This is a genomic window from Paraburkholderia sp. RL17-337-BIB-A (genome assembly GCF_046025895.1).
Classification (GTDB): Bacteria; Pseudomonadota; Gammaproteobacteria; order Burkholderiales; family Burkholderiaceae; genus Paraburkholderia; species Paraburkholderia fungorum_C.
Genome location: NZ_JARESY010000001.1, coordinates 368,507 through 380,459 on the forward strand (window position 1 = coordinate 368,507; position 11,953 = coordinate 380,459).

Here is an 11,953-nt window from a genome sequence, read left to right on the forward strand (position 1 = left end):
TAGGGTCAAGCGAACAAGTGCATGTGGTGGATGCCTTGGCGATCACAGGCGATGAAGGACGCGGTAGCCTGCGAAAAGCGACGGGGAGCTGGCAAACGAGCTTTGATCCGTCGATGTCCGAATGGGGAAACCCACCTCTTTTGAGGTATCCGTGACTGAATACATAGGTCACGAGAAGCGAACGCGGTGAACTGAAACATCTAAGTAACCGCAGGAAAAGAAATCAACCGAGATTCCCAGAGTAGTGGCGAGCGAAATGGGATCAGCCTGTACTCTTTATCTTCATTGTTAGTCGAAGGCTCTGGAAAGTGCCGCCATAGCAGGTGATAGCCCTGTAGACGAAAACAGCGAGGAAGAACTGGGTGTACGACAAGTAGGGCGGGACACGTGAAATCCTGTCTGAAGATGGGGGGACCATCCTCCAAGGCTAAATACTCGTGATCGACCGATAGTGAACCAGTACCGTGAGGGAAAGGCGAAAAGAACCCCGGGAGGGGAGTGAAATAGATCCTGAAACCGCATGCATACAAACAGTCGGAGCCTCGTAAGGGGTGACGGCGTACCTTTTGTATAATGGGTCAGCGACTTACATTCAGTGGCAAGCTTAACCGATTAGGGCAGGCGTAGCGAAAGCGAGTCCGAACAGGGCGTTCAGTCGCTGGGTGTAGACCCGAAACCAGGTGATCTATCCATGGCCAGGATGAAGGTGCGGTAACACGTACTGGAGGTCCGAACCCACTAACGTTGAAAAGTTAGGGGATGAGCTGTGGATAGGGGTGAAAGGCTAAACAAACCTGGAAATAGCTGGTTCTCTCCGAAAACTATTTAGGTAGTGCCTCGTGTATCACCTTCGGGGGTAGAGCACTGTCATGGTTGTGGGGTCCATTGCGGATTACTACGCCATAGCAAACTCCGAATACCGAAGAGTGCAATCACGGGAGACAGACATCGGGTGCTAACGTCCGGTGTCAAGAGGGAAACAACCCAGACCGCCAGCTAAGGTCCCCAAATATTGCTAAGTGGGAAACGAAGTGGGAAGGCTAAAACAGTCAGGAGGTTGGCTTAGAAGCAGCCATCCTTTAAAGAAAGCGTAATAGCTCACTGATCGAGTCGTCCTGCGCGGAAGATGTAACGGGGCTAAGCAATATACCGAAGCTGCGGATGCACATTTATGTGCATGGTAGGAGAGCGTTCCGTAAGCCTGCGAAGGTGCATTGAAAAGTGCGCTGGAGGTATCGGAAGTGCGAATGCTGACATGAGTAGCGATAAAGGGGGTGAAAGGCCCCCTCGCCGTAAGCCCAAGGTTTCCTACGCAACGTTCATCGGCGTAGGGTGAGTCGGCCCCTAAGGCGAGGCAGAAATGCGTAGCTGATGGGAAGCAGGTTAATATTCCTGCACCATTGTTAAATGCGATGGGGGGACGGATCGCGGAAGGTTGTCCGGGTGTTGGAAGTCCCGGTCGCTGCGTTGGAGAAGGCACTCAGGCAAATCCGGGTGCGTAATTCAAGGGCGTGGCGCCATTCACTTAGGTGAAGAAGCAATCGGAAGTGGTTCCAAGAAAAGCCTCTAAGCTTCAGTTTAACAAGACCGTACCGCAAACCGACACAGGTGGGCGAGATGAGTATTCTAAGGCGCTTGAGAGAACTCGGGAGAAGGAACTCGGCAAATTGGTACCGTAACTTCGGGATAAGGTACGCCCCTGTAGCCTGACGCGCCTGCGCGCTTAGGGTGAAGGGGTTGCAATAAACTGGTGGCTGCGACTGTTTAATAAAAACACAGCACTCTGCAAACACGAAAGTGGACGTATAGGGTGTGACGCCTGCCCGGTGCCGGAAGATTAAATGATGGGGTGCAAGCTCTTGATTGAAGTCCCGGTAAACGGCGGCCGTAACTATAACGGTCCTAAGGTAGCGAAATTCCTTGTCGGGTAAGTTCCGACCTGCACGAATGGCGTAACGATGGCCACACTGTCTCCTCCCGAGACTCAGCGAAGTTGAAGTGTTTGTGATGATGCAATCTCCCCGCGGCTAGACGGAAAGACCCCATGAACCTTTACTGTAGCTTTGCATTGGACTTTGAACCGGTCTGTGTAGGATAGGTGGGAGGCTTTGAAGCGTGGACGCCAGTCTGCGTGGAGCCGCCCTTGAAATACCACCCTGGTTTGTTTGAGGTTCTAACCTTGGTCCGTGATCCGGATCGGGGACAGTGCATGGTAGGCAGTTTGACTGGGGCGGTCTCCTCCCAAAGTGTAACGGAGGAGTACGAAGGTACGCTAGGTACGGTCGGAAATCGTGCTGATAGTGCAATGGCATAAGCGTGCTTAACTGCGAGACCGACAAGTCGAGCAGGTGCGAAAGCAGGTCATAGTGATCCGGTGGTTCTGTATGGAAGGGCCATCGCTCAACGGATAAAAGGTACTCTGGGGATAACAGGCTGATACCGCCCAAGAGTTCATATCGACGGCGGTGTTTGGCACCTCGATGTCGGCTCATCTCATCCTGGGGCTGTAGCCGGTCCCAAGGGTATGGCTGTTCGCCATTTAAAGAGGTACGTGAGCTGGGTTTAAAACGTCGTGAGACAGTTTGGTCCCTATCTGCCGTGGGCGCTGGATATTTGAAGGGGGCTGCTCCTAGTACGAGAGGACCGGAGTGGACGAACCTCTGGTGTACCGGTTGTCACGCCAGTGGCATCGCCGGGTAGCTATGTTCGGAAGAGATAACCGCTGAAAGCATCTAAGCGGGAAACTCGCCTTAAGATGAGATATCCCCGGGGCTTCGAGCCCCTTGAAGGGTCGTTCAAGACCAGGACGTTGATAGGTCAGGTGTGGAAGCGCAGTAATGCGTTAAGCTAACTGATACTAATTGCCCGTAAGGCTTGATCCTATAACCGGTGTGTTTTACTACGCCACGGTTGAGATCACGTGTTGTGCCAGAAACAACACAACCCCAACAGCTTTACCCCTGGTGAGCATCACCAGAAACTACTTCTTCCAGATTGGTTGTATTGCTCCACGAGCAGTGCGACAACAAGTCATGCCTGATGACCATAGCGAGTCGGTCCCACCCCTTCCCATCCCGAACAGGACCGTGAAACGACTCCACGCCGATGATAGTGCGGATTCCCGTGTGAAAGTAGGTAATCGTCAGGCTCCCCTGCAGCAACAGAAACCCCACCCCAAAAGGTGGGGTTTCTGCGTTTACCGTCTGCAAAAACAGGCACAGAACGGGCCTTCGCCTCCAGCCGTGCCATCACGACTGCGATGGCACGCTCACGCCGGCACTTCGCCCAGGTGGTCCATCCGTCGTAACGGCCGGATCTGGAAACATCGCGCGACATGGCCGATGCGCTCCCGCTGCTCCGGCATTGCTTCTCCCTGATCCGCAGCGCGTTCGCGCAACCCGTCACCTGCAGATAAGCGCGTCCGCCGTCAGTTCACTCAAACCACCTTAATTTTCCTGTGCCAAGAACCGTTGTGCCAGCCGAACCCAATACGTCGAACCGATCGACAATAGCTCGTCGTTGAAGTCATAGCTCGCGTTATGAAGCATGCAAGGCCCGGCACCATGTCCTGATTCCCGGTGCCCGCCGTCGCCATTACCGAGAAATGCGTAACAGCCCGGCTTCGCCAGCAGCATGAACGAAAAATCCTCGGCGCCCATCGTCGGTTCGACTGCATCGTCGACATTTTCCGCGCCGACAATTTCCTTCATTACCGCTGCCGCGAATCGAGCCTCTTCACTACTGTTGACGGTTGGTGGATAGTTGCGATGAAAGTGGATATCGACCGAACAATCGTAAGCCTCAGCCGTGCTCTGGGCGATTTTGCCCATGCGTGCTTCGATCAGATCAAGTGTTTCGGTGGTAAAAGTCCGCACAGTGCCAGCGATCCACGCATCGTTCGGGACGACATTGACGGCGTCGCCGGCGTGAATCTGGGTGATCGACAGTACTGCAGTATCGAGCGGCTTCTTGTTTCGCGTGATGATGCTCTGCAGCCCGTTCGCAATCTGAACCGCTGTGAACACAGGGTCGCGGCCGTTGTGCGGCAGTGCCGCGTGCGAACCCACGCCTTTGATTTCAATGCGAAATTCGTTGCTAGATGCCATGATCGGGCCTTCGGTCACGCCGAAATGGCCTGCCGCCATGCCCGGCCAATTGTGAACGCCGAAAACCGCATCGACTGGAAACTTTGTGAACAGGCCATCGTCGATCATTGCCTGGGCGCCAGCGCCCCCTTCTTCTGCCGGTTGAAAGATGAACACGATTGTGCCGTCAAATTCGCCGTGCTTGACCAGATGCCGCGCTGCGCCGAGCAGCATCGCGGTATGTCCATCATGGCCGCACGCGTGCATTTTGCCGTCGTTCTGCGAACGATGATCGAAGCTGTTCAGCTCCTGAATCGGCAGCGCGTCCATGTCGGCGCGTAGCCCGATCGAGCGCGATCCGTTGCCGCGTTTCAGTACGCCGACCACGCCTGTTTTGCCCAATCCACGATGAGTTTCGATGCCCCAGGACTCAAGTGTCCTGGCAACCAGATCCGCCGTCGCGGTTTCTTCGTAACGCAACTCGGGGTGGGCATGAATCGTTCGTCGGAGGGTCTGAATTTCGCCGTGGGCGGCCTGGATTTCTGGGATCAGTTTCATGATGGGCTGTGCTTTGCGTTGCGTGGAATCGCTCGGGGCCATATTGCCCGGGCACCTTGATAACCGATTCTACGCCGAAGGCATTTTTGGCGGCACAGTGCAGGTCAAGGGGCATCGGACGTAATAAAATTCGGGATTGCCCCACCGCTTACAGCTCTCCCGGACGAATCGCCGATGAATGCTCCAACTGAATTCGCCCGCGCGGTGTGCCCGCACGATTGCCCTGATACCTGTGCGATGCGCGTGACTATCGAAGGCGGACGGGCGATCAAGGTCGTTGGCGATCCCGATCATCCGCCGACTCAAGGCGCGCTGTGTACCAAAGTCAGCCGCTATGCTGACCGGGTTCACCATCCGCATCGTTTGACGACACCAATGAAGCGCATCGGCCGCAAAGGCGAAGGCCGTTTTGAGCCGATCAGCTGGGATCAGGCGTTCGAACTGGCCGCTGCGCGTCTGTCGGAGATCGCGAGCCGGGCGCCAGAAGCCATCATGCCGTACAGCTACGCCGGCACAATGGGCCTGGTTCAGGGCGACAGCATTGCGCAACGGTTCTTCCACAAACTCGGGGCATCACAGTTGGACCGCACGATTTGCGCAGCCGCTGGTGCGGCTGGGTTGAAGTACACCTACGGCGCCAGCCTCGGCATGCGCACCGAGTTTTTCGCCGAAAGCGAGGTTATCCTGATCTGGGGTTCGAATCCCATCGCGTCGAACCTGCATTTCTGGACACGCGCTCAGGAAGCCAAGCGTCGCGGTGCACGGCTGATCGCGATCGATCCATACCGATCGCTGACGGCGGAAAAATGCCACCAGCACATTGCACTTAAACCCGGAACCGACGGTGCTTTGGCGCTCGGCATGATCAACGTGTTGATCACGGAAAATCTGCTCGATCACGCGTACATCGCGACTCATACATTGGGCTTCGAGCAACTCAAGGTGCGCGCACTCAGTTATCCGCCGTCACGTGCCGCTCAAATTTGCGGTGTCGACGAGCAGGTGATTGTCGATGTTGCGCGCCTTTACGGCAGCACGAAAAAGGCCGCGATCCGGATGAATTACGGACTGCAGCGGGTGCGCGGCGGTGGTAACGCCGTACGCGCAATCGCCTGCTTACCTTCGCTGACAGGCGCGTGGCGCGAGCGAGCGGGCGGTGTCCTGCTGTCGTCGGGCGGATGGGCGCCGGTGGATTCGCACGCGTTGCAGCGACCGGATCTGATGCCCGGCTGGCCCGCCAAGGCTTCGCGCGTCATTAATATGAACGCGATCGGCGACGCACTGCTGCACCCGGGCGACGCTACCTTCGGTCCAAAAATCGAAGCGATCATCGTCTATAACTCCAATCCGGTGGCGGTCGCGCCGGACTCGGAACGGGTCGCAGCAGGATTTGCACGCGAGGACCTGTTCACGATCGTGCTCGAACATTTTCGGACCGACACCGCTGACTACGCCGATTTGCTTCTACCGGCCACGACCCAACTCGAGCACCTCGACGTGCACAAGTCGTACGGGCACACACACGTGATGGTCAACTTGCCGGCGATCGCGCCGGTTGGCGATGCACGCCCGAACACGGAGATCTTTCGCGGCCTCGCGCGCCGCATGGGCCTGCAGGAGCCAGCGCTCTACGAGAGTGATGACGCTATCGCACAGGGAGCCTTCCGCTGGAATGACAAGACGCTCGAAGGCGTCAGCTGGGACTCGCTAAAGAAAACCGGCTGGGCGGAGCTAAAGCTGCCTGACGCGCCGTTCGCCGAGGGTGGCTTTCGCACGCCGTCCGGTAAGTGCGAGTTTTTCAGCGAGCGTCTCGCGCAACAAGGTCTCGACCCGCTGCCAGATTATCTGCCGCCTCACGAGTCCGCGGACGGTGCGCCCGAGCTCGCCGCCCGTTACCCACTTGCGATGATTTCGCCGCCTGCCCGTAACTTCCTGAACAGCACCTTCGTGAACATCGAAAGTCTGCGCTCGACGGAAGGCGAGCCGCATCTGGACATCCACCCGATCGACGCGCAGCAGCGAAACATCGTCGACGGTGATCAGGTTCGCATATTCAACGACCGCGGCTCGATGCAAGCGCGAGCCCGTGTCACCGACAAGGCACGCAAAGGGCTCGTGGTCGGCCTGTCGATCTGGTGGAAGAAGCTCGCGCCCGACGGCCGCAACGCCAACCAGGTCACCAGCCAGGCGCTCACGGACCTGGGCGGATCGGCCACGTTCTACGACTGCCTTGTCGAAGTCGAACGTGCCTGAAAACACGCTCAACAATCTCGCAGCGACGGCCCGCACCGGGTTCGAGGCTGCAGTCTAACCTAGCCGCTTTTCGCGAATAGCACAGGGGTGCCCATGCTACGATGCGTTTTTAGCACGATCATTCGAAAATAAAAAAGGAGACGCTGCATGGACAAAATCTGGCTGAAATCTTATCCGCCCGGCGTTCCCGCAGAAATCGACCCGACCCGCTATTCGTCTGTCGCCGAGCTGCTCGAAGAAGCCTTCCGCGACCACCGCGCCAAACCGGCGTTCGTCTGCATGGGCAAAGAGATCAGCTACGGCGAACTGGACGCGCTCTCGCACAAGCTCGCCGCATGGTTTCAGTCGAAGGGCCTCGCTCGCGGCGCGCGCATCGCGATCATGATGCCGAACGTACTGCAATATCCCGTGGCGATCGCGGCGATCTTGCGCGCGGGTTATGTGGTCGTGAACGTGAACCCGCTCTACACGCCACGGGAGCTCGAGCATCAGCTCAAGGACAGCGGCGCGGAAGCGATCATCCTGCTCGAAAACTTCGCTGTCACGCTGCAGGCGATCGTGCGCAATACGTCGGTCAAGCACGTTGTCGTCGCCGCAATGGGCGATTTGATGGGCGTGAAGGGCACGCTGGTGAACTTCGTCGTGCGGCGCGTGAAAAAGATGGTGCCGGCGTGGAGCTTGCCGGGTCACGTCAAATTCAATACGGCGATCGCCGAGGGCGCGCGCCAGAATTTCAGACCGGTCCAGCAAGGTCCGGACGACGTCGCGTTTCTACAGTACACGGGCGGTACGACCGGCGTGGCCAAGGGCGCGACGCTGTTGCATCGGAATTTGATTGCCAATGTGCTGCAGTCGGAAATCTGGCTCGATCCGGTTCGCGCCAACCGCACGGACATCGATCAGTTCATTACGGTTGTCGCGCTGCCGCTCTATCACGTCTTTGCGCTGACGGTATGCGGGCTGCTGACGATCCGTACCGGCGGACTCGGAGTGCTGATTCCAAATCCGCGCGACATACCCGGCATGATCAGGGCACTGGAAGGCTATCCGATCACGACGATTCCCGCCGTCAACACGCTGTACAACGCGATGCTGAACAGCCCGGACTTCCACAAACTCGATTTTTCGAAGCTGATCGCGGCAAATGGCGGCGGTATGGCGGTGCAGGAAGCCGTCGCCAAGCGCTGGTTCGAGCATACGCATACGCCGATCATCGAGGGCTACGGTTTGTCGGAGACATCGCCGTGCGTCACCTGCAATCCGGTTACTGTCACGGAATATAGCGGCACGATCGGTCTGCCGCTGCCGTCGACGGAAATCTCGATTCGCGACGACGAAGGCAACGAAATGCCGCTCGGTCAGCCGGGGGAAATCTGCATCCGCGGCCCGCAGGTGATGGCTGGCTACTGGAACCGCCCGGACGAAACGGCCAAGGTCATGACGCCGGATGGCTTCTTCAAATCGGGCGATGTCGGCTTGATGAATGAAGGTGGTTTCGTCAAGATCGTCGACCGGAAGAAGGACATGATTCTGGTCTCTGGCTTCAACGTCTATCCGAACGAAATCGAGGACGTGGTCGCCACGTTGCCGGGCGTGTTCGAAGTCGCCGCAGTCGGCGTGCCGGATCAGCATTCGGGTGAAGCGGTAAAGCTGTTCGTCGTGAAGAAAGATCAGGCGCTTACCGATGCGGATATCTTCGCGTATTGCAAACAGCAGCTCACCGGCTACAAGCGGCCCAAGATCGTCGAGTTCCGCACGGAGTTGCCCAAGAGCAATGTCGGCAAGATTCTGCGTCGCGAGTTGCGCGACGGCCGGGCGTAAGCGTGTCAGGCGCTGCACGCCCATTACGCCCATCGACCTGAACAGAACTGACACGCAGTCACGCATTGCGCGGAAAAGCGAGAAAGGCCCGGCAGATTTTCATCCACCGGGCGTTTCTCTTTGAGCCGTCGCCTCCACACCAACCAGCTGACCTACGCGGCACGCGCCCATAAAAAAAGGCGCCCGAAGGCGCCTTTGAGGCAAACTGCTTTATTACGACTTATTAGAACTTGTGGCGGATGCCGACGCGAGCCGTGAACTGATTCTGGTTCGACGAGCCGGTCAGGCCGTTGATGCCGGCCGTTGCGTCAACCGTAGCGCCTGCTGCGGTGATCGTATCGCCCAAAGCGTGTTGGTACACACCCGTCACGTACACGTCGGTACGCTTGGACAGGAAGTAGTCCACGCCAACAGCACCTTGGTGGTACTGAGCACGCGAGTTGCCGTTGATTTCCGCGCCGCGCGTGTAGTCATACGCTGCGCCGACCAGCAATGCCGGGGTCAACTGATACTTGAAGTTGAGTTCGGCGTTGTTGAACGTAGCCGATTGGCCCTTGAACGGCGAAGCGAACGAAGCGCCCAGGTTGCCGAAGCGGATGTTCGAGTACGTTGCACCGATCGTTGCTGCGCCGAACGTGTATGCACCGCCAGCACCAATCACCTGGTACGTATTAGCCGACGAGAAGCCAGCGTAGACCGGCGACGTCACAGCTGCGTTCGCTGCCAAAGCCGTGCCGCCGTTGTTGAACAGGCCACCCGATGCTGCCGGGGTGCGTGCGTTCAAGTAGCCGACGCCCAAGACCAACGGACCGTTGTTGTAGCCAGCGCCCAACGACCAGATCTGGTTCGACGTGACGTTGCCAGCAACGCCGCCGAAGCTGTACGTGCCGCCGAACGTCAGGCCGCCGTAGTTTGCGCTCGTGTACTTGACCGTGTTGTTGGTGCGGTACGCGTTGTTGAAGTTGTCGATGTCACCCGGGTGAGCGGCGATGTAGCCGCCCCACTGGTCACCGGCTTCCAGCGGACCGACGTAGTCGACGACGGAGTCGTACTGACGACCCAGCGTGACCGTGCCGAACTGGCTCGACAGACCGACGTACGCTTGACGACCGAACATCAGGCCGCCTTGACCCAGCTTGCCGTTGTTCACGTCAAAGCCGTTTTCCAACACGAAGATTGCCTTCAGACCGCCGCCCAGATCTTCCGTGCCGCGCAGGCCCCAACGGGAACCTTGCAGAACGCCGCTGGACAGGTTGTACAGGTGCTTGCCACCCGAGTTGGTGTTGATGTTGAAGCCTTCGTCAATGATACCGTACAGGGTCACGCTGCTCTGAGCATGTGCGACGCCTGCGAATGCGCCCAGTGCTGCGAGAGCGAGAAGCGACTTTTTCATCGAATGATCTCCAAGAATTACGAATCTTTTGTACAAGGCGAATATTTATGTAGCGTTGAGGCCTTGCGTGTCCAACTTCGCGAGAAGTTGCACGTAATGTAACAAAAGGCATACATGCCACAAAGAAAAAGGAGATGGCCAGGAAGGCTCCTGTTTCGTTTACGCAACATGGTCTAAAATCAGAAATTGGCCGTCGGAAACGTTTGAACCGAAGGTCTTCGCGACCCCGGTTTTGCCCCGCAAAGCCTTGTCGCGTGGACCCGTCAGCGCGACGGGACGGTTGTCGAATCAGGGGGTGCTGAATGTTTCTGGACGAGTTGATTAGCGAGTTTGATCGGGGTTTACGCTCAATGACCGGCGTGTCGCGGATGAGTCGTCCGTTGCCGGTCCCGCAAGGACTGGCCGCGGAGTCCGTCGAGCTTTCGCCTGCGGAACGCGCGCATGCGGCTGGCTTGATGCGGGTGAACCACGTGGGTGAGGTGTGCGCCCAAGCGCTTTACCAGGCTCAGAAACTTGCTACAAAGTCGCCGTCCTTGCGGGCCGTGTTCAATCGCGCCGCCATCGAGGAAGAAGATCATCTGGCGTGGACTGCCAAACGCCTCGAGGCGCTCGATTCGCGTCCAAGTCTCCTGAACCCGCTCTGGTATACAGGCGCGCTGGCAATCGGCCTCGCGGCAGGCCGGTTGGGCGACCGGGTGAGTCTCGGCTTCATGGCGGAAACCGAACGCCAGGTCGAACAGCATCTGGATAGCCATCTGGATGAGTTGCCTGCAGCCGACCGCGAGTCGCGCGCAATCGTCGAACAGATGCGCGTGGACGAGGCGCAGCACGGTAAATCCGCCATGGACGCGGGCGGCGTCGAGTTGCCTTTCCCCGCACGAGCCCTGATGCGCGCGGTGTCGAAAGTCATGACACGGACCGCCTATTACATATAAGTTCGAGACCTCTGCTCACGCATCGTCTGAAAGTGGGACGGCGCCTCGCGCGCCATTCGCTCGAAGTACCCGGAACACCAGCAAACACCTCCCAATCCCGCTTCACGATCTCTTACATTCCGCACCTTTCCCTCGCACTTTTCACGTATCACCTTCACAAGTTTCACTAGCTCATTCATTTATAACGGTTTTCCGTTTTATGTCTGACGTGAGAGAGTCGCGCTAAGTCCTTGTTCTTACAAACAAAATCCACTCGAAAAGCGCGTAACTCCCTTGACCCCTGTTTAGCGTTCCTCTAAAGTGGGAGACAGTGTGAGAAAGTGTATTTTTGTGTGATCTCACGGGCGGTTTGGGGTAGATTTTCACGAATCGGGCAGCGGGCGCAAAAAACGCCGCGAGAGTAACCGGGTGGATGGGACCGGAGTAAGCGCTAAAGCGCTAACTCCGGTCGACAGGGGGAGAGCGAAGTGTTCCAAGGGGCGTCGGCGCTGACGCTCGATGCGAAAGGGCGGATGTCGATTCCCTCTCGCTATCGGGATGCGCTGCAAACACAGGCAGAGGGCCGGGTGACGATCACCAAGCACCCGGACGGCTGCCTGTTGCTCTTTCCGCGCCCGGAGTGGGAGATCTTCCGCGACAAGGTCGACAAGCTGCCCATGAACGCGGCCTGGTGGAAGCGCATTTTTCTCGGCAACGCAATGGACGTCGATATGGACGGCGCGGGCCGGGTGCTCGTGTCGCCGGAATTGCGCGCGGCGGGCTCGCTGGAAAAGGAAGTGACCCTGCTCGGCATGGGTCGTCACTTCGAGTTGTGGGACGCACAAATTTACGCAGCAAAGGAACAGGCAGCGATCGCCGAGGGCATGCCCGAAGCGTTAAAGAATTTCACGTTCTGATCGCGGACTACA

The 11,953-nt window shown here is 57.9% G+C and carries 6 protein-coding genes and 2 rRNA genes; 6 read left to right on the forward strand and 2 right to left on the reverse strand.

Annotated elements, in window-relative coordinates; all coding sequences use genetic code 11:
- Positions 1-3: 3 nt before the first annotated feature.
- Both P0D84_RS01790 and rrf read left to right on the forward strand, forming a co-directional pair.
- A 23S ribosomal RNA gene (locus tag P0D84_RS01790) occupies positions 4-2,882 on the forward strand.
- A 153-nt stretch (positions 2,883-3,035) separates the two neighbouring features.
- A 5S ribosomal RNA gene (gene rrf, locus P0D84_RS01795) occupies positions 3,036-3,148 on the forward strand.
- A gap of 298 nt (positions 3,149-3,446) precedes the next feature.
- Here the strand turns inward: rrf and P0D84_RS01800 are convergent.
- Complete coding sequence (locus tag P0D84_RS01800; protein WP_408331931.1) at positions 3,447-4,643, reverse strand: M20 aminoacylase family protein; 1,197 nt, start codon at positions 4,641-4,643, stop codon at positions 3,447-3,449.
- Between the two features lie 174 nt (positions 4,644-4,817).
- On the opposite strand from P0D84_RS01800, the gene P0D84_RS01805 reads away from it, so the two are divergent.
- Entirely contained in the window at positions 4,818-6,896 is a 2,079-nt protein-coding gene (locus P0D84_RS01805) for a molybdopterin-containing oxidoreductase family protein (RefSeq protein WP_408331933.1), read from the forward strand.
- Between the two features lie 147 nt (positions 6,897-7,043).
- Entirely contained in the window at positions 7,044-8,717 is a 1,674-nt protein-coding gene (locus tag P0D84_RS01810) for a long-chain fatty acid--CoA ligase (RefSeq protein ID WP_408331935.1), read from the forward strand.
- Positions 8,718-8,940: 223 nt separating this feature from the next.
- Here P0D84_RS01810 and P0D84_RS01815 read toward each other — a convergent pair whose 3' ends face one another.
- Positions 8,941-10,110: a porin gene (locus tag P0D84_RS01815; RefSeq protein ID WP_408331936.1), complete on the reverse strand. Its 1,170-nt coding sequence runs from the start codon at positions 10,108-10,110 to the stop codon at positions 8,941-8,943.
- Between the two features lie 302 nt (positions 10,111-10,412).
- On the opposite strand from P0D84_RS01815, the gene coq7 reads away from it, so the two are divergent.
- Positions 10,413-11,045, forward strand: a complete 633-nt coding sequence (gene coq7 / locus P0D84_RS01820; protein WP_408331938.1) for a 2-polyprenyl-3-methyl-6-methoxy-1,4-benzoquinone monooxygenase — start codon at positions 10,413-10,415, stop codon at positions 11,043-11,045.
- Positions 11,046-11,512: 467 nt separating this feature from the next.
- On the forward strand, positions 11,513-11,941 hold the full coding sequence (mraZ, locus tag P0D84_RS01825) for a division/cell wall cluster transcriptional repressor MraZ (RefSeq protein ID WP_006053203.1): 429 nt from the start codon (positions 11,513-11,515) through the stop codon (positions 11,939-11,941).
- Positions 11,942-11,953: the final 12 nt, after the last annotated feature.